19 protein-coding genes are annotated in these 18,323 nt (G+C 33.1%); 4 read left to right on the top strand and 15 right to left on the bottom strand.

Features of this window, described 5'->3' with window-relative positions; all coding sequences use genetic code 11:
• Positions 1–111 precede the first annotated feature (111 nt).
• A complete protein-coding gene (locus tag G498_RS16020; RefSeq protein ID WP_154656438.1) occupies positions 112–249 on the top strand; it encodes a hypothetical protein in 138 nt (45 codons plus the stop codon).
• Between the two features lie 60 nt (positions 250–309).
• Here G498_RS16020 and G498_RS0102305 read toward each other — a convergent pair whose 3' ends face one another.
• The 12 genes from G498_RS0102305 to G498_RS0102250 form a co-directional block, all read right to left on the bottom strand.
• Complete coding sequence (locus tag G498_RS0102305) at positions 310–3,690, bottom strand: P-loop NTPase fold protein (RefSeq protein ID WP_026979657.1); 3,381 nt, start codon at positions 3,688–3,690, stop codon at positions 310–312.
• 89 nt (positions 3,691–3,779) lie between these two features.
• Positions 3,780–4,196 carry a hypothetical protein gene (locus G498_RS0102300; RefSeq protein ID WP_026979656.1) on the bottom strand — a complete coding sequence of 139 codons (417 nt, stop codon included), beginning with the start codon at positions 4,194–4,196 and terminating at the stop codon, positions 3,780–3,782.
• Positions 4,197–4,199: 3 nt separating this feature from the next.
• Positions 4,200–4,961, bottom strand: a complete 762-nt coding sequence (locus G498_RS0102295) for an endonuclease/exonuclease/phosphatase family protein (RefSeq protein WP_316928682.1) — start codon at positions 4,959–4,961, stop codon at positions 4,200–4,202.
• Positions 4,962–5,023: 62 nt separating this feature from the next.
• Complete coding sequence (locus tag G498_RS15580) at positions 5,024–5,233, bottom strand: hypothetical protein (protein ID WP_081694195.1); 210 nt, start codon at positions 5,231–5,233, stop codon at positions 5,024–5,026.
• Between the two features lie 85 nt (positions 5,234–5,318).
• Complete coding sequence (locus G498_RS0102290; protein WP_035743830.1) at positions 5,319–5,870, bottom strand: hypothetical protein; 552 nt, start codon at positions 5,868–5,870, stop codon at positions 5,319–5,321.
• Between the two features lie 321 nt (positions 5,871–6,191).
• Positions 6,192–7,250, bottom strand: coding sequence for a type I restriction endonuclease (locus G498_RS0102280; RefSeq protein WP_026979653.1), 1,059 nt, complete (start codon positions 7,248–7,250; stop codon positions 6,192–6,194).
• Between the two features lie 4 nt (positions 7,251–7,254).
• Positions 7,255–7,587, bottom strand: a complete 333-nt coding sequence (locus G498_RS0102275; RefSeq protein WP_026979652.1) for an FmdB family zinc ribbon protein — start codon at positions 7,585–7,587, stop codon at positions 7,255–7,257.
• A gap of 20 nt (positions 7,588–7,607) precedes the next feature.
• Positions 7,608–8,018 (bottom strand): FxLYD domain-containing protein, encoded by a 411-nt coding sequence (locus tag G498_RS0102270; RefSeq protein WP_026979651.1) that lies wholly within the window; start codon positions 8,016–8,018, stop codon positions 7,608–7,610.
• A 2-nt stretch (positions 8,019–8,020) separates the two neighbouring features.
• Entirely contained in the window at positions 8,021–8,371 is a 351-nt protein-coding gene (locus tag G498_RS0102265) for a DUF2809 domain-containing protein (RefSeq protein ID WP_240470432.1), read from the bottom strand.
• A gap of 221 nt (positions 8,372–8,592) precedes the next feature.
• A complete protein-coding gene (locus G498_RS0102260) occupies positions 8,593–9,258 on the bottom strand; it encodes a DNA-binding transcriptional response regulator (RefSeq protein ID WP_026979649.1) in 666 nt (221 codons plus the stop codon).
• 6 nt (positions 9,259–9,264) lie between these two features.
• Positions 9,265–10,965: a tetratricopeptide repeat-containing sensor histidine kinase gene (locus G498_RS0102255; protein ID WP_026979648.1), complete on the bottom strand. Its 1,701-nt coding sequence runs from the start codon at positions 10,963–10,965 to the stop codon at positions 9,265–9,267.
• A 52-nt stretch (positions 10,966–11,017) separates the two neighbouring features.
• The gene (locus G498_RS0102250; protein ID WP_035754122.1) at positions 11,018–11,263 is read right to left on the bottom strand and encodes a hypothetical protein; all 246 of its coding nucleotides are present in this window, start codon (positions 11,261–11,263) and stop codon (positions 11,018–11,020) included.
• 333 nt (positions 11,264–11,596) lie between these two features.
• Here G498_RS0102250 and G498_RS15300 point away from each other — a divergent pair, with 333 nt between their 5' ends.
• From G498_RS15300 to G498_RS0102230, 3 genes are all read left to right on the top strand, one after another.
• Positions 11,597–12,472 carry a hypothetical protein gene (locus tag G498_RS15300; protein WP_051269647.1) on the top strand — a complete coding sequence of 292 codons (876 nt, stop codon included), beginning with the start codon at positions 11,597–11,599 and terminating at the stop codon, positions 12,470–12,472.
• A 301-nt stretch (positions 12,473–12,773) separates the two neighbouring features.
• On the top strand, positions 12,774–13,064 hold the full coding sequence (locus G498_RS0102235; RefSeq protein WP_026979646.1) for a helix-turn-helix domain-containing protein: 291 nt from the start codon (positions 12,774–12,776) through the stop codon (positions 13,062–13,064).
• Positions 13,065–13,162: 98 nt separating this feature from the next.
• Positions 13,163–14,368: a type II toxin-antitoxin system HipA family toxin gene (locus G498_RS0102230; RefSeq protein WP_240470431.1), complete on the top strand. Its 1,206-nt coding sequence runs from the start codon at positions 13,163–13,165 to the stop codon at positions 14,366–14,368.
• A gap of 242 nt (positions 14,369–14,610) precedes the next feature.
• Here G498_RS0102230 and G498_RS0102220 read toward each other — a convergent pair whose 3' ends face one another.
• The 3 genes from G498_RS0102220 to G498_RS15295 form a co-directional block, all read right to left on the bottom strand.
• The gene (locus tag G498_RS0102220) at positions 14,611–16,458 is read right to left on the bottom strand and encodes an OmpA family protein (protein ID WP_240470430.1); all 1,848 of its coding nucleotides are present in this window, start codon (positions 16,456–16,458) and stop codon (positions 14,611–14,613) included.
• Between the two features lie 92 nt (positions 16,459–16,550).
• Positions 16,551–17,489, bottom strand: coding sequence for a PorP/SprF family type IX secretion system membrane protein (locus G498_RS0102215; RefSeq protein ID WP_026979643.1), 939 nt, complete (start codon positions 17,487–17,489; stop codon positions 16,551–16,553).
• 42 nt (positions 17,490–17,531) lie between these two features.
• The coding region (locus G498_RS15295) for a gliding motility-associated C-terminal domain-containing protein (protein ID WP_026979642.1) at positions 17,532–18,323 on the bottom strand (792 nt) is incomplete at its 5' end.

Below are 18,323 nucleotides of genomic sequence, written 5' to 3'. Positions count from 1 at the left end.
TTAATAAGGCTATAAAAGTTGATTAGATTATGAAATAAAAGTCGCCTTTAAGTTTCTTTTTTGTAAGAATATTTTTATATTTTTGCAGCCTAATTTATAAGCTAGCACATCTTGAAATTTTTAAAAGCATATTGGATGCTTATTTTAGCTGCTATGATTTTAATTGCTACGATTTACTATTGTTATGATATTGCAAAACAAATTGAAGTATTAGAGGCGCGAATGGATGAGCTAAATGCTATGGGATAATTAGATGAGACGCTTTTGGGCGTCTTTTTATTGTCAGTGCATACCTCAATCTTTGATTTATTATCTTTTTGTTTTTGACCAATTTGGTATTTTTTTATCCGCATAAACCCTCATATCATTTTTCTTAGGATAATTCTTAAGTCTTTCTTTCAACAAAACTATTCCACTAGCTTTATTATCCTTTCCTTTTGACACTACGTCTACATACAATTTATAATGCTTTGAAAAATATTTACCATATAAAAAGTCATTTTCTAATAGAACCTTCAAAATTCCGTTTATTGATTCATCAGGCTTCTTAATTAATAAATTATGGTTAACGATATCGTCAAAGAAGAATATTATATGTGAATGGTTTAAACTTGAATTACAATTTAAAGAATCAAGTATTGATTTATAAAAATTAACAATAATTTTTTTATCGAGTTGAATCAATAATTTTTTTAAAAAAACAAATTGTGACTGTTGGACATTAATTTTACTTGAAGCAAAGTCTTTAAGATATTCCATTAAACAAGGAAAAACCTTTTCAAAATATACAACTTGTTCAATTTTTTTATTATTCATTTTTCTAAAAAGTTGATTATGGAAAAGGTCTCTATTTTCAAAAATATCATAATATTTTTCTTTAGTTAATTCCTTAAAATAGGAATTAAAGTATTTAACAAGCACCTTAGATAGATTATTATCAATTTTCAAAACATAATCAACAACATTAATATTTATGTTAGTAATATCATTAAATTTCTTATCATATTTTTCTTCAACATGAATAGCCCATCCCGATAGTTTACGATAAAACCTATAGACTAGTACATCATTATTTTCAAAAATTATTTCCTCAATCAACTGAAAATTTTCTAGAACCCATTTAATATTCAATCTCTTTCCTAGATGTGAATTGTTTGTCATTTCTTTTACAACTCTTTTTAACAATTCATAATTAAATTGATTTTCAATTATAATTTCCAAAAGTTTTTGAAATGTAATTACATTTTCAATTTTTAAAGCTAATAACCTAATTGTAGACTCATCATTTAAGGATTGTATCTCATTAAAAATTTCTGGTTCGTAATTAGGGGACAAATCATGTGCGTTTTTTAATGCAAACGCTAATAATAAAACTAATATCTCTTTATTATCTTTTGATTTTCGAATACTTGAATTAATAACCCCTTTATTTACTGAAATGTCATCAATTGGATTACTGTCTGTTAATACTTGTAGACATTCGAAGTAATATTTTATCTCATCTATATTTGATTCTGTTATTTCATTTAAACCAGATTTTAAATCAGCTACAATCTCTGTGAAATCGAAATCAACGTTCTCCTTTAATATTTTCAAACCTTTCAATTCTGATTCTAATCGCTCAATGTCTAAAATATTGTCATCTGTATAAAAATATTCTCTTATTTTTTGGGGTGTACATGTGAGGTTGTAAACTATATAATCTTCAGATACCTTCTCTAAAAGGTAAAAAAAGCTGGAAGGTTCTATACTTCTATTTTTAAGGTCTAAATCTTTTAAATCGAGACCTTCAACTTCATTATCCAAAAAAGTACTAACTTCATAAATTCCATTTATATATTGTTCTTCCCCAGATGCACTTCTGATTTCATAATACAAGACATCAACACATTTATTTAAAATAGATTTCCCTAAAGAAATATCTTTTAACGTGATTTTTTTATGTAAATCATAAAACTCTTTGTGATAATAATCATTACTAATTAGTCTATCATTTAAATCTCTCCAATAATTACTAATTATATTTTTATCTACAAGATTTAAATCTTCAAGTTTGGTTAAAATATCAGGCAGTAAAGCGATATTTTTTAAAGTGATATTTGACAGTGAAATTTTTGCAAACTTTTTCTCAAAATGGGCCGGGAATGATACGGTATCTAAAAATTTATTTAATTCATCAACCTTGCCATTAACAAGAATTGTCTCGATCTCTCGATCCATAAGAACCTCCTCCGCATTATCAAGAGATACTCCAAAAACAATTGCAGCCATAGACTTATCTATATCTCTATCACCTTTAAATAATAATTGTGTATTTTCATTTATATACGATCTAGATAAAATCATTTCATTAGGAGTTCTTTTTCTATTTGAATTATTTTCATTGGGTTCGTCATTAAGTATCGAATCTTTAGTCATTGAAAATAATGCTAAATAGCGAAAATTAATTTCTGGATATTGTAGATGCAACGTTACTATATCATTTACATAGTTAATTATCTGTCTAGGCTTAATAACTGAATCTGTTATATAATTGTCAAAGATTCTTTTGACAAAGTGAGTTTCTTCCACATTATTGATAAAATTTGCGCCAAAAGACATAACTAAATTCTCCTCAAGTAATTGCTCCCAATTTGAAAATAATGGCGGAGTAACCCTAAACTTAACTGCAAAAGTTTTATCAATTAAACCTCTTCCTATTTCTTTATCATTATTTTCTGTAAAACATTCGACAATCTTACTTTCATCATATGGAATAATTAACCAAATATTATCATACAATTCATTTTCACTATTTTCTGCAAAAAAAATATTAATTGTTGACCATAAAGCTTTTACCTTTTCTTTTGACAATCTATCAATATTGTCTATTGTTAAGATTAACGTTTTCCCATTGTTCAACAATTCTTTATTTATATCTTTCAAAAAACGTCTAAATTCCTTATTTGAGGGTTCATTTTCAATCACATAATCAACAGTGTTACTTTTTATCTCCTTTCCATTTAGCAAATAAAATATTTGGCCTAAAAGCTGCCTACCAGTCAACTTGTTTTCCCCCTCTTTTTCATTCTCTTCAAATTGATTTTTAATCTCTAAAACAAGATGATAAAAACCTATACCAAACAAAATTGCAGGGATAAACCAGACTAATAACAACTCTTTAAAAACCCCAAGATTATTGTTTGGAATAAAATCAATAGATGATATGATTGGATAGATTGTTTTGAGGAAAGCATAGAATAAAAAACATAAAATAAAAATTATCCAAAAAAACTTAATTTCAGGATAAATATTTTTAATAGAAGTTACTGTTTTTCCTTTTAATTCATTTTTCTTTTTTTTCCAGTCAACATCTTGAGGAATTATTTCTTTTAAATCCAAAAAATCAATTAACTCTTCTAATAAAGCTCTTCTATTTAAATCTTCTTGGTGTCCCCAAGAATCATAAATAAAATGAACATATTTTTCTTTATTGAGATAAGCTTCTTCCTCCCTTTGAATTATCTTAATTATATTAGATTTACCAGATCCCCAATCTCCTTCAAGACCAATTATCTGTTTTTTTATTTCATGACTCTGATTTTTAATAATACTACTTATTGATTTAGCAATATTATCATGTGAGCTACCCTTTAGTTTATCTACTCCTAAAGGTAATGTTGATATAAATCTTGGGTAATTATCACTCATAACAAACTATTTCAAATAATAAATATAAGTATTTACTGTAAATGTAATATTTTAACAACTCGAAAAAGACTGTAAAAAATTACTCCCAATTACTCTGCCTCCAACTCATATTCATTCCCATTTTCATCAGTAGCTTTTAACTTTCCATAATCTATCCATTCGACATCAACTTCAACTTCATCACCATCTGGTGTAGTAATAGTTCCGTTACCATATTTCCCATTCATGGTTACATTTCCGGAAACCTCATCGCCATTATCATTGTGCCCAACAACATCGTAATTGTAATCGTAATCTCCTGATGTTCCGGTGCGATATTCATATTTATGTTCTTCGTCTACATGATACGTTGGATCATCCTTCGGTTCTTCGTATTCAATATCTTTAGTTGACACGAAACCTTGAACCTGGGAATCATTATTATCTTCATAATTCGTTTTGTTTTCTTTACAGCCTAATAGACTAGTTAAAACGAATAAAAATGCCAAAAAAGTAGTTTTGTTCATACGCTATTTGATTTCTATTGTTGCCCAAATGGGAATGTGATCTGAAATTTCTTTTGTTTTTTGTATGCTCTCAAAGTCCTGATAAAAGTGAATGACTCCGGTATTTATTACCTCAACTTTTGAAGTATTGATGAATATATTATCGTATTCTGATGCTAAACAATCTGAACCATTGCATTGCTTTTTTAAGGATGTTTTTTGATTTTGAAATACTGGTTTATACCCCATACCTTTTAACGGCCCAAAAACAGAATGGGATTGCGGGCAATTGAAATCGCCCAGGAAAATAAGGTTATGTTCTGAATATTGTTTGGGTAAAAATTTAAAATACTTGATTTCGGTTTCCGGCTGCAGTTTTTTGGTAATGGCGTGAAAATTGGAAAGTGTAAAGTTTTTTCCTTTATACTGAAACGTACAGTAATAAGGCTCCCGGTCTATTTCAAGTTGGTATTTTGCTTCAAGCCAGGCCTCTCCTATTTTCTTGAGTTGTGCTACTTTCCAGAGAAAGGCATAGCGTTCGGTTTTGTACTTACTGCCTGTGGTAGGATTGCTCACTATATAATCCCACTTTGCTCCTTTACGGTTTAGAATATCGGCGAGTTTGGCTATGGTTTGCGCGCCTCCATCATTAGGAACTACTTCCTGTATCGCCACTACATCAAATTTTTTGATTGTGTTGGCAATGTACTCTAGGTTTTCATCAGATTTTGAAGAACCTATGTTTGCGATATTCCATGTGCATAATTTGATTTGTGAAGAACACAAATGAGCACAAAGAATGAGAAGGATTATTAGGCTCTTTTTCAAAACACAACTAATAAACTTGATTAATCTTCCCAACCGCAAAGGGTTAAACCATACCCTTGAGCTTCTTTAAGGGTTACTTTCTTGATACCATGACTGCATGAATTTAATCCGCGGCAATTTTCTTTATAATGGTATTTTTTTGCTCCTGTTGTACCACAGATGTAAACTTCTGAACCCCTGGTATAGGATGAAGTGATCACAAAAATTAATGATAGTGCAAGTAGTTTCATGTTTTTGTTTTGGTTTTTAAAGATAGATTTTTTTCTTAAAACTAAGAGCCTGAAGGATTTGGTTTTTCAGTCAGGCATAAAATGTCTATTTTTTTAATTCTTCGATTTTGAACTTTGCAGAATCAAATGATGATTCTAAACTTTCTACATCGTTAACAAATAAAGTGTTGTCTGCCCCATATTTTTCCAGTTTTAAATACCACACGGCTTTGCCTTTACTTACATAGTATCCTACCTGAAAACCATCTGCTGTTGTGAACTTGTTCTCCAAATAATCAGGTGCTGATTGAAGGTCTTTTTCCAGGTCGCCCTTCAAACTATTCAATGCTTTTATCACTTCCAATAAATCTGTATATTCTATTGAGGCTGTTGAATTGCTATACTTCCCCTCTTTAATAATTTGAAAGAAATAATGCGATGTTGCACCACTTATTAATTTACGAACTCTTGTATCTGAAACTGTACCATATGGCCCTTTTATTTGTTGCAGATTGTAATCAATAAACTTTGTTATGACGCCTGTTTTAGAAGCAAAAACATCCATTTTTGTCTTAACTGTTTCTAAATCTTTTTTTGCTTCTTGAGCGAATATGATTGAGCTAAAAAGTATAGATATTAATGTGTAGTAGTTTTTCATTTTTATGGTATTTTGTTAATTATAAATTTCTTGCAATTGATTTTTCACCTTCTAGACGAAGCTCCCCCTCCTAATCCTCCAACTCCAATTATGAAACCTAACCAGTAAAAAAATCCTGAATTATGTTCTGCATATAGCCCAATATTAAAACCCAACAGTTTTCCAATCAAAGAGAAAATGAATACAAATCCATGAACAATACCTGAAAAAAATCCATATTCACTAGAAGTGTAATTGTTAGGAGCACATGATGTTAAACTAATTGAGACTAACAGGATAAAAATTGCGATAACCAATCTTTTATTCTTCATGCTATAAAAATTAATTAGTTTCACACTCATACAACCCAACCGTATCCAACAACTCTTTCTCAAAATTGTAGATATCATCAATACTTTCAATTAATTGACGGTTTTCGTTCTTATTTTCATTGAAAAGGCCAATGTACTTTTTACCTCCGTTAAGATGCAATCTGCAAAGTGGTTTACGGTTGTTATCGTCGAGAAGTACTCCGAAATAAGATTGGGTATCGCGGTGCACTATCCGGTGTACGGGTATTTTTCTTCTAAGAATTGCTACTATAATTCTATAAGCTTCGAGTTCTTCATCTGTTGTAGTAACTTTAGATATTTCAGATTCCTCAATTTGATCTTTTTCCTGAATGATTACCTCTTTATTTAAGGCCAAATGTAACCGCTCGTTTATCTTTTCGCCAATAAGCTGACCAAATGCTTTTTGAACAAGTTCTGTAAATTCATCCATTACTTTTTCAGTCAATCTCCCATTATATACTTTATTGGCAAATAGCCGAACAAATTCTGGTGAAGGATTATCTATCTCACTATCAATTTGTTTACGAATCTCTTTGATATATTTAAGTGAACTTGCATTGTCAAGAATCTTATTAATGTCAAAATTTGATTTGTGGAATTTTGCCACCTCGTTTATGGCACTGTCTTTCAAATTGGTTATATCAAATTCAAAGAATGGCTTCTCATCCATCTTGTTTTTCTCGTCTAAATCAGTGAAAAACTGATACTGTATTCCGTTAGTCAGCAACGCAAAACGTGTCTTACTTACGTGGAAATACCTAAATAATTGTGACCCGTGAACACTTAAATTCTCTTTCCAGTTTTTACATTCGATTATCATGATAGGCTCTCCATTCTGAACAATGGCATAATCTACTTTCTCTCCTTTTTTGATTCCGATATCTGCCACATATTCCGGCACTACCTCTAATGGATTGAATGTGTCATAACCGAGTGTATTGATGAATGGTAACACAAAAGCGTGTTTCGTTGATTCTTCCGTTTCTATTTTATCCTTTAACTGATGTATTTTATCAGCTAAGGATTTTAGTTGTGTTTGTAGTTCCATGATTTTACTTTTTAGGACGGGTTAACAAGGTCATGATTCCTAATATTAAATCTCCAAATACCCAAATGGTTATGATAAGCATTGCACCAATGCCTGTACCAATTGCTGCTCCTGCCTGCTCTGCTTCACTTGCTGCAGCATCAACTGTTTGTGCCGCACTTCCTACTCCTGTAACAAACCAAAGTAACATTAAGAGATTGAAGACTATGAAAGTGTATTTAATTATTTTTCCAAAAAAGCTCCTTTCCGGTTTTCTGAGTTTTGCGCCACATTTTGGACAATCAAAAGCTTTATCGCTTATTTCTGAGTTGCATTCTTTGCAGTTTGTTAATGCCATAATCTTTATCTTTTTAGTTATTATTTTAAAACATTTCCAACTTCTACCTCATAGTTTTCGGCATTTTGAATATCAAAACCTATTACATCAATAGTCTTTTCAGCACCTGCTGCTAAATTTGCAGCGTTACCTATTCCTGTTCCAACTATATCACCTTTTTTATTATAAAAGGTAGCTTTCAAGTCTAGATAGTTGATTAATTCATCTGAATTATTTTTAACCCTGCAATGCACTGTGTAAGTATCCATTGTAGCCTCATAATTAGCTGTTTGCTTTAATATTTCCACTTCGGGTTTCTCATTTTCTGTTGCTTCTTGATTTAAACTTGCTTCTGTTGAAACAGTTTTTTTATCTTCTCCGCTGCCGTATGCAGCAACTAAAAATCCTGAAATTACCAGGGCAGAAAACAGGTGTTGTACTTTTCTCTTCATCTCTATTTAAAATTATTTGTTCTTGTTCTTCTATAAAACTCTAACGGAAACGCTGTTCCTAACACATACATTATCATGTCCATCCAGTCGAAAGTGCCTGGAATAATCCTGAAGAATTGTCCAACTTCAGACATAATGGCCATTACCGGCATTCCGAATATCCATATTGCGCTTTCTTTGTTGATTTTGTTTTTCCAAATCAATAAAACCAAACAGACATAGGATGACAACCAAAGGCCATCAGGTAAAGAATATAATACCCAATCCGGAATTACTTCTACAACTTTTAGCGTATTGCTCCGTATACTTTGTGTTACTTCAAAACAAGCTATTGCGTCGAGCCAATTAAACATTTTTAAAGATTCGCTTCTGAACAGCACATAAATTAAGCTTCCAAAAGTTACTGTTACAACCGAACCAAAAAATAACTGTTTCTTCATTCATCAATAGCAATAATCAAACTTATGAGGAACCGAAAACTATTCCTTACGGAAAACCGTAAGGTGAGGATTTTTTTTATGGGTATAAAAAAAGCACTCTATAAGAGCGCTTTATGAATTAAAAAACTTAAGAGTTATATTATTCCGAGATCTTTGGCTATTACTACCAGATGTACTGTATTATTCGCCTTAAAATAATCTTTTAACTTAGCAATCCTTTTCTCTACAGTACTTTTACTGTTTGGTGTTATGCCGGCTTCCTTTAGCGTCGCTTCCATATTCTCCTGCTGAATTCCTACCGACAGATAGTGTAAAACCTTAATGTCAAAATCATCAATTTCACCAACCGATTTGGTTTTTAAAATATTGCTTAATTCTGAAGAAATAAACTTCTCAGCGTTATGGGCATTGCTGATTGCTGTTTTTAATTCTTCAATACTGCGTCTTCCTTTTAGTACAAAACCATCTACTTTATATTTGTCAAACAATGCTTTTATGCGATAGGGTTTGTCTTCAACCGAAAAAGCTATTGCTCGAAGGTTTGAATCGATTTTTTTGGCTGCCTCTATAAGTTCTTCACCTGAATTTAATATGCTAGTTTTATAATCTTCCTTAAACGACAAATCTGTAATTAATAACTCGTAAGGCTGGTTATCCTGAAGGGCACGCTTTATTTTCAAGAGCGCATCATCACAATATTTGGAAGATTCTATAGTTGGCACCTTCAACTCTTTTAAAACCTGCATTACCGCAATGTCGTTTAAATCTACATCGTCTACAACAAGAACTTTTCTAAACATAAACTATTATTTGGGTATTGAAAAATTTAATCGGAATCCTTTTCCGGAATCTGTTTCAAAAGTAAGAGTTCCTTTTATCGAAAGAATACGGTTTTCCGCATTTTTAAGTCCGTTCTTTAATTTTAATTCTTCCTGCATTCCAATACCGTTGTCTGAATAACTAATTTGAATACTCTTTCCAATATCTTCAAATCCGACCACAACAATGTTAGCCTGGCTGTGTTTTCGCATGTTAACCATTAATTCCTGCAAAACTCTGTAGATTGTTACTTTGTTTTCCGGATTTACTTTATCCCAATTAATATCATGATTGTCTTTTATAATCACTTTTATTTCTTCGTTGGCGTATTCCGAAAGCATTTGTTTTAAATGGAATTGGTATTGATTGCCTGTATCTATATCTGTAATTGCTCTCGAAATATTTCTTGCTTTTTTATATATCTTATCCAAACTGTTTAAAAGGGTTTCCTTTTTTTCAGAATTTGGAAGTTCCTGAATCTGCACGTATGAAATGGTTTGAAAAACATCGTTAGCGAGTTCATCGTGTAATTGTTTTGAAATTCTGGTTTCGGTATCGTAAACGGCTTTAATTTTTTCTTTTCTGTTTTTCTTCTTAAAAAATCGTACTATCCAAATAATTGAAAACGCCAACACACTTACTCCTGTAATTGACAAGAGTCTTTGCCTTTTGGCACGTTCCAATTTTAAAAGATTATCTGTTCGCTCAATTCTTAACCGTTGATTTTCGTCTTTTTCATTTTGGAAATCGTACTTAATCTTAGCAAATTGATTTTTAGCGTTATTGCGAACCCCGGTGATACTGTCATTTAACCTTAAAAACTGATTCGTATATTGATTTAAACCTGGTTTAATATGATTAGCCATTAAAAAAGAAAGGGCTTCTAATCTTTCGTCTATACTTTTATGGTATGTTGCGTTCTGATATGCCCTAAGAGCATATTCATCAGACTTTGACAAATTATTTTTTTGATAAAATTCGGCTAAATGCAAATAGCTTTCAATAGCATCATAACTAAGACTTTCTTTATTTCTGATTTCAAGACTTTTATTTAAAAAAGCCAAGGCATCTTTATTTCGACCTATTTTAAAGTAAGCATATCCTAAATTATCCATTACCCTTGCCTTCTTAGCTTTAAGCGTAGTATCTCTAAAAACAGCAGATTTTAAAATTGATTCCAAAATAGTAACTGCTTTGGAAGGTTCATTCTTTTGAATCCAAATCACAGCTATATTGTTAAGCGGTGATATTTTTTCAACTTTATTCTTAGCGTTTTCTAAAGTTGAAGCATAATATTCATAGGCATCGTCATAATTTTTTTGCTCCTTTGCTATTATCCCTAATTGATTATATGCCGGTGCTATATAATCTGGAATTTTAAATTTCAATAACTCTGTTAACGTTTCCTCACTACCGTAATAATCACCTAAGGTTTGCTGAGCCATTGCCATTTGATACAAGCAATACCCAATATTTGCAGTATCTTTTTCTATTTCATATAATTCTTTTGATTTATTAAAATAAAAAAAGGCGCTATCATAAACTTCTTTATTAAAACATTGAGATGCTTTTTCTCTAAAAAAAGGAGCTTCAGTTTTTACAGCTTGCAAGGCATCTTCCTTGATACTATCGTTACACGAGAAAAAAAATATGCCGGTAATTAAAATTAAAAACGGGGAACGTACCATAACTGTTACTTTCCCCGAAATTAGTAATTATTAACAAAATGTAATAATTTATTTATGGTCTTGGAGGTGGTGGCGGAACAATAATTGGATCATCACCCGGCCCTCCAACTTGTGGCGTAATTTGAAGTGTATCAATCATATTGATTGTATCACCTTCTCTTGAAAAAACAGCACCAGTACTACCATTGTTCCTGAATCCTTTCTCGTGAACATTTACCTGTTCGTAATCATCGGATGAACAAGAAACACCTGCTATACCCAATACTACAAATGCAGTCAAAAAAACTATTTTTCTCATTTTTTTCTGTATTAAAATTAGACATAGGCATTGCCTTCCGGGCATATCCCGGACTTGCTTGAACAGCAATGCTAATTTGAGTTGGGAAGTGTAGTGTGCCTAAACCGCAGTGAAAGAATCGTACTTCCCGAACAATTATTCAAAGCGATTTTTGGCAACACTTTGTAGAAGTAGTTTTGTACATTTGTTCTTATCGCGAAATAGAACAAGAACTAATTCTGAGGCAAAGTAAAAGCCTTTTGTTTCGGGTATTTATACGGAATTCCTGAAATTCCTGCAATTCCGCAGGAGTCCATAGAATTCCTGAAAAATCCTAAAAAATCCGATTTGATTATGACAAAAAATACTTCTGAGGAATACAAAAAAGGAATACGGGAAAAATTTGAGATTGAGAAAAATGGTGTTCATGCCGATGTCTTTCTAAATCCTTCCAGAGCAAAATTGAGAAACTTATGTTTTGAACTTTTTAAAGACAATAGCAATCCTGATGATTCAAAAGTTTTTGAATCGTTTTTCAAATACAAATTCAGTGTAGATTGCAGGAAAAAATTAAAAGAAGAAACTGATAAGTTTAGACCTATTGAAAACTTTTTAAAGGGAGAAACGGAACCCGCAGATTTTGAAACTGTAAACATGGCTGCTATTTTGGTAGATTTTCAGCCAAGACCTTTTTTGAAATTTTCTAAAAAAGAAAATACGGATACTACTACTGATATTATTGAAAAAAATCCAACGGCTACATTTGTTAAAACAACTAATAAACATACGAAAGACTTACCCTATACAGACTTTCCACAAAAACTTACTATTACAACCGACAAAAAGAGAAACAACAAAAAAATTACAATTCTATTATTGGTATTCGCTACGGTTTTAGGTCTAGGTTTTTCAGTTAAACAAATCTTTTTTCCTAAAAAGCAATGTATGGAGTGGCAAAAAGACCATTATGTAGTTGTGGATTGTACTACGGAAACACAAGGTTTTGTAAGAATTCCATTTGACGAGTCTTTAACCGATTTCAGAAGAATATGGCCTTGCGATACCACTACTTTTTTTAAAGACGGTAAACCTATTTTATGGTATTGCAAATCTGGTGATGAAATTGAATTGTATAACAAACCAGGCTTTGATCCTGTTTATGAGAAACCTCTTAAAGCTATTACCCCTTATATGATGAAAACATATTTTGCAGCTAAAAAGCAAGACTGATTAGTTGTTTATGGTAGAATCCATAATTAACAAATGTTTTAAAGAAATCTTTTTTCGTCATTTATAACTTAAATACCTTATCACACAAACCAGAACCTTATAAAAAAAGAGATTGGTATTTGCTATTTTCAGGTTTATCCTTTTAGTAATTACTGATTATTAAATTGCTAGGTATTGATAATTGTTGTATCACTAAGTTTGATACATTGCCAATAAACTACAGGAGAATAAAAACAACAAAAATGTTTATTATTATGAACATAAACACTATATTTGTTCATATTAATGAACATTCATAAAAATGAGAAAAAAAAAACAAACCATTTTTCCTAAGCATCTAAAGACGTTAGAACAGATGGGAGAAAATATAAAGTTAGCCAGAAAAAGAAGGAAACTTACTGCTGTTCAGGTAGCAGAAAGAGCTGATATTGTTAGAACAACTTTATATCAAATAGAAAAAGGTAATCCTAGTGTTGCTATTGGTGCTTATTTTAATGTTTTAAGAGTATTAGGTCTTCAGGACGATTTCCTAAAACTTGCTGCAGATGATGAACTGGGAAGAAAACTACAGGATCTTGAACTATTAAAATAAAGTTATTTATACAAACGACACAACCTACTATAATCTATTAAAAATCTGAAATGTCCATAAACAAAACAGACATATACGTTTACGCACATTGGCTAGGTATGCAGGAACCTAAAATCATTGGTATCCTTTCAGCACAACAAGCCAAAGGAAAAAAAGCATTCAGTTTCGAATATGATAACGATTGGCTCAAATCGGAACAAAAATTCATGCTCGACCCAGACATTCATTTATATAATGGCCCACAATACCCAAACCAAAAAGAAAATTTTGGCATTTTCCTAGACAGCATGCCAGACACTTGGGGACGAACACTAATGAAACGCAGAGCCGCACAGTGGGCAAAAGTGAATAAAACAAAAGCACCTACACTTTACGACATCGATTTTCTTTTAGGGGTATATGACGAAAGTCGTATGGGTGCATTACGCTTTAAAACAGACCCAAATGGAGATTTTTTAGACAATAATAAAACAACTTCAACCCCACCCTGGTCGTCTATTCGCGAACTTCAAAACGCTGCCTATATTTTTGAAAATGATATAGAAAATGAGGACATAAACAGATGGTTAACGGTACTTATAGCCCCCGGTTCATCATTGGGAGGCGCAAGACCAAAAGCAAACATCTTAGATGCCGATAAAAACCTTTGGATAGCAAAATTCCCCTCCAAAACTGATACTATCGATAAAGCCGCCTGGGAATTTCTGGCTTATCAACTAGCCATAAAAGCAGGAATTGAAATGGCACCATGTCGCATAGACAGAATATTGGGCAACCATAATACCTTTTTCACAAAACGCTTCGACCGCGAAAATGGAGGGAGGATACACTTTGCTTCAGCCATGACCATGACAGGGAACAACGAAGACACAATACGCGATCATCAGGCAAGCTACTTGGATATAGCAGAATTTATTAGTACTTATGGAACTAACATTGAGGCAAATTTGCACCAGCTATGGCGCAGGATAATCTTCAATATTGCTATTTCCAACACCGACGACCATTTAAGAAACCACGGTTTTATCCTAACAAAAGACGGCTGGATACTTTCACCGGCTTACGACCTTAATCCATCTATCGATAAAGAAGGTTTAGCACTGAACATTGATCTAGATAATAATGCTCTTGATTTTGAATTAGCAAAAAGTGTTGGTGAATATTTCCGTTTAAATAACTTACAAATGGAGACCATTATACAAGAAGTTCTTGAAGCTACAGCACATTGGAAGACCTTAGCAAAGGATATTGGAATTTCAAGAAATGAACAGGAATTGATGGAAAAAGCGTTTAGATTTCAGTAATTAGTACTCAACTATATATTTTAATATTGCTTTTTATCGCCGCTTTTTTGCGGTATTTATTGTAAATAATACAATTAAAATGGCTGCAAGGATAATGCAGTTAGCTTTTAAAAATTCTAAAATTCTGGAATTAAAAAAATCATTCATCTATAAAAGGAAAATAAGTAAAAGAGCTGAAATAAATCTCAGCTCTTTTATGCTTTAAAAATTAATACCTAATTGTTTTATAATGAATTTCTATTTCATTTCTCTACAATAATAAAATCTGATCTTCGGTTTACATAATGTTCTTCTTCTGAACATTTTACACCATTACTACATCTGTTTTTCAATCTGGTCTCACCAAATCCTACCGCACTTTCTATGCGATCGGAAGAAATACCTTTAGACAAAATATAGGTCTGGGTTGATTTGGCTCTGTTATCGGACAATTTCAAGTTGTATAAATCTTTCCCTCTGGAATCTGTATGCGATTCGATACGGATTTTTACTTTTGGAAAGTTCTGCAACACATACACAACCTTATCCAATTCTGCAGCTGCCTGTGGTGTTATATCCCATTTATCGTAGTTGAAGAAAATCGGGTTAATGTCTATTTTTTCGTTGCCGTTGTCTTTCACTACAAAATCTTCCAGCTTGCTAAGTTCGAAATCTACTTTATGGATATCTCCGTCTTTTCCTAAAGTGGTTAACTCTTTCTCCTGTGTGCTGTACTCTGGTTTAGACGCGTTTATTTTATAGGTATGGTCACATGGCAATTGGAATTCGAATGTGCCGTCTGGTCTGGTTGGTATCTCGTTTTTAAGGTCGCCAAAAGCATCAAAAACTTTTATTGTTGCTCCGGATAGTCCTTCTTTTTCTTTTACGCTAATAACCTTCCCTTGTACAATTTGAAAACATTCCGGTTTTTTCTTGGTAAAATAGTAAATATCGTCGTCTCCTTTACCGGTATCGCGGTTTGAAGACAGGTAGCCGAATTTTGATTCCGAATCAATAATGAAGGCAAAATCGTCTTTATTGCTGTTTGCCGGCTCGCCCAAATTCTTAGGCTCGGAGAAATTTTTACCGTCGTGTTTACTTTCCAGTATATCCAACCCGCCAAAACCATAATGCCCATCGGAAGAAAAATACAATACACCGTTACTGTAAAAAGGAAACATTTCACGTCCGATGGTATTGATTGTAGGACCAACATTAACCGGGGTGTTAATTTTTCCGTCGGGAAACACCTCTGCTACATAAATATCGGTTTCTCCGTACCCACCGGGCATATCCGACACAAAAAACAACCATTTACCGTCCGGACTTAAGCACGGATGCCCCACGCTATAATCTAAACTATTGAAAAACATTTTCTCGGTTTTAACCACTTTATCGCCTTCTATCCATGCTTTAATGATTTGAAAGTTGTTGGTTCCTTTCTTGTCGTTTTTCAACCTGTTGCCTTTTAATGTATTCGTTGTGTAGTAAAACGTTTTTAAATCTGGCGCAAAGGTTATTGTGGCATCGTGATAACTTGAGTTTATCTCTTTTAGAAATAACTGTTCGTTGATTAGTGCTCCGTCTGAAATATTCCTGTCTGTCACATACATACCTAAAAAAGGCTGCTGGTTCCAGGAATAAATTTTGCTGTCGCTATCTGCACCCTGTTTACTCGAAGAGTACACCAGTTGATTTCCAAAAAAAGCCGCTCCAAAATCTGAATTCGGACTGTTGATTTCTAAATTTCTCAAATCGTACAAAGGCGACCTTTTAGACAAACTATCCAAATATTTCTGATTGGAAGCAAAATGTTTAATTTGTTCGTTATCTCCTTTGTTCTTAAGGTATTCTTTCGTTATCTGATTGGCTTTATCATAATCTCTTACACTTCTTAAGGCCTGAGTATAACGCAACATATAAGTATCGGAAAGGCTTTGCCTCTGCATGTCGTACAACTTTTGATACCACGTAAGCGCTTTTCGCATATCGTTAAGATGGTAGTATGTGTCCGCTATGTTGGTAATTGTCTTGAGTGAAGGATTGGATTCGCTTTCCAGATATTCTTCATATAATTTTGACGCTTCTACATAAGACATCTGATTGAACATTTTTTCTGCATTTTTTAACTTTAACTGGCCAAATAAGGTACTTGTACACAACAGTATCCCTAGTATATATATTTTTCTCATATGCATTAGTATTAAAAGAAACGTGGCGACTTAATGGTTGAAGTTTTTTGAGGTAGTTGGTAACGAAGGATTATCTCGTGTGTTCCGTCGTTATATTTGTTTAATTCGGTTACGGTATAATCGAAGGAATAACCCAAGAAGAAATCTTTGAGAAACTGAACTCCTGCCAGAGCACTAACTGAATCGTCCCAACGGTAAGAAGCCCCTAATGTCACTTTTTCCTGAAGCAGAAAATTAGCCGAAATATCTGTTGACAATGGTGCGCCTCCTACAGCTTTTACCAAAACAGAAGGTTTGAATTTAATGGACTCTGACAAATCAAACACATAGCCTCCAATAAAATAGTAATGCAGTTTATCAGACACAACCGATTCCTGAATATCATCGTAATAATCGTATCGGAGAAAGTTTGGAACCGAAACTCCTGCATACCATTTTTCGGAATACAGATAAACTCCGGAACCCATTAGTCCCATCATTTTATTGTTTATATTACTGTTCAGCAATACATCATTACTATCGTAAAACCTTCCTTTGGACCAATCAATATTTAACACTCTTATTCCTGCCTTCAGACCAAAAGCCAATTTAGTTTGAACGCCAAGATCTAGTGTATAAGAAACATTTCCGGCTAAGGTGTTTTCATTTGAAGGTCCCAATTTGTCGCTGATAACATTTAAGCCTAAACTCACTTTTTTACTTCCTACCGGTGAATGAACTCCCAGGGTACCGGTTTGTGGTGCTCCGTCTAAGCCGACCCATTGTTTCCGCAAGAGTAAATTCGCTTCTAAGGCTCCTGTTGAACCTGTATAACCAGGGTTAACCATCATCGTATTGTACATATACTGAGTATACTCCGGACTTTGTTGTGCTGTTATTTGTTTAGGGAGGAAAACCAAAGCTAATCCGATGATTAACTTTGATAATGTGGTATTTATCTTCGCTTTCATAAATTTTTATTTTAAAGGATTAGAATGCGATAGGTAAGACACCTATCGCATTATGAATAACCATCCTGATTTCGTTACGTTTTCTGTTTCTCCTGTCTCGAAAGTATAATAGTATGTTCCAGTTGCTAAAACATTTCCGTCGAAAGTGTTGCTAACATTTGAAATACCTTTCCAGTCGTTTTTATAACCTCTGGTTTGGAAAACCAGATTTCCGTAACGGTTATAAATTGCAAGCTTATTGTTAGGATAGAACTCTGCACATTTAATGGTAAACACATCGTTAGAGCCATCTTCGTTTGGTGTGAACTCGTTATAAACAGTAAGACACGGATCACTCGATACTCCTTCAACACATATTTCTACAACCAAACTCAAGGTTTCCGAACTAACCAGATTACAGGCTAAACTGTTACTGTACTCGACACCTACCGAATTTGCACCAGGTTGCTGCCAGTTTACAGTTACAAAATCATCATTTACTCCTCCTCCTGCTGTAATTTGACCTCCGTTACTAACGCTCCAAACATAATTGTCCATATTAGGTTCTGTTGTATAGGTAACCGATGTTAAAACACAAGTAGTTACCAATCCTCCATTGATTGTTGCCGGGTTGTTTGTTCTAAAATGAGCGGTTACACCTAATAATGAAGAACTTAAACAACCAGTCACATTATCTACCATTCCTGCATAATAGGTAACCCCGTCTTCTAAAGCCGTTGTTGGTGCCAGGATATTGCCTCCACTTGGTGCATCGTACCATATCACACCAGTTTCATTAACCTGCAATGAGGCTACGGTTGGACTGTCAGATTCACAGAAATCTTGTGTCGCATC

Source organism: Flavobacterium suncheonense GH29-5 = DSM 17707, from assembly GCF_000430025.1.
In the GTDB taxonomy this organism is placed as follows: Bacteria; Bacteroidota; Bacteroidia; order Flavobacteriales; family Flavobacteriaceae; genus Flavobacterium; species Flavobacterium suncheonense.
This window is presented reverse-complemented; position numbering and strand designations above follow the sequence as displayed.

Excerpts from the sequence above, each read along its gene's own strand:
- G498_RS0102305 (WP_026979657.1), bottom strand. The coding sequence starts at position 3,690 with ATGAGTGATAATTACCCAAGATTTATATCAACATTACCTTTAGGAGTA.
- G498_RS0102300 (WP_026979656.1), bottom strand. The coding sequence starts at position 4,196 with ATGAACAAAACTACTTTTTTGGCATTTTTATTCGTTTTAACTAGTCTA.
- G498_RS15580 (WP_081694195.1), bottom strand. The coding sequence starts at position 5,233 with ATGAAACTACTTGCACTATCATTAATTTTTGTGATCACTTCATCCTAT.
- G498_RS0102290 (WP_035743830.1), bottom strand. The coding sequence starts at position 5,870 with ATGAAAAACTACTACACATTAATATCTATACTTTTTAGCTCAATCATA.
- G498_RS0102280 (WP_026979653.1), bottom strand. The coding sequence starts at position 7,250 with ATGGAACTACAAACACAACTAAAATCCTTAGCTGATAAAATACATCAG.
- G498_RS0102275 (WP_026979652.1), bottom strand. The coding sequence starts at position 7,587 with ATGGCATTAACAAACTGCAAAGAATGCAACTCAGAAATAAGCGATAAA.
- G498_RS0102270 (WP_026979651.1), bottom strand. The coding sequence starts at position 8,018 with ATGAAGAGAAAAGTACAACACCTGTTTTCTGCCCTGGTAATTTCAGGA.
- G498_RS0102265 (WP_240470432.1), bottom strand. The coding sequence starts at position 8,371 with ATGTTTAATTGGCTCGACGCAATAGCTTGTTTTGAAGTAACACAAAGT.
- G498_RS0102260 (WP_026979649.1), bottom strand. The coding sequence starts at position 9,258 with ATGTTTAGAAAAGTTCTTGTTGTAGACGATGTAGATTTAAACGACATT.
- G498_RS0102255 (WP_026979648.1), bottom strand. The coding sequence starts at position 10,965 with ATGGTACGTTCCCCGTTTTTAATTTTAATTACCGGCATATTTTTTTTC.
- G498_RS0102250 (WP_035754122.1), bottom strand. The coding sequence starts at position 11,263 with ATGAGAAAAATAGTTTTTTTGACTGCATTTGTAGTATTGGGTATAGCA.
- G498_RS15300 (WP_051269647.1), top strand. The coding sequence starts at position 11,597 with ATGACAAAAAATACTTCTGAGGAATACAAAAAAGGAATACGGGAAAAA.
- G498_RS0102235 (WP_026979646.1), top strand. The coding sequence starts at position 12,774 with ATGAGAAAAAAAAAACAAACCATTTTTCCTAAGCATCTAAAGACGTTA.
- G498_RS0102230 (WP_240470431.1), top strand. The coding sequence starts at position 13,163 with ATGCAGGAACCTAAAATCATTGGTATCCTTTCAGCACAACAAGCCAAA.
- G498_RS0102220 (WP_240470430.1), bottom strand. The coding sequence starts at position 16,458 with ATGTTCAATCAGATGTCTTATGTAGAAGCGTCAAAATTATATGAAGAA.
- G498_RS0102215 (WP_026979643.1), bottom strand. The coding sequence starts at position 17,489 with ATGAAAGCGAAGATAAATACCACATTATCAAAGTTAATCATCGGATTA.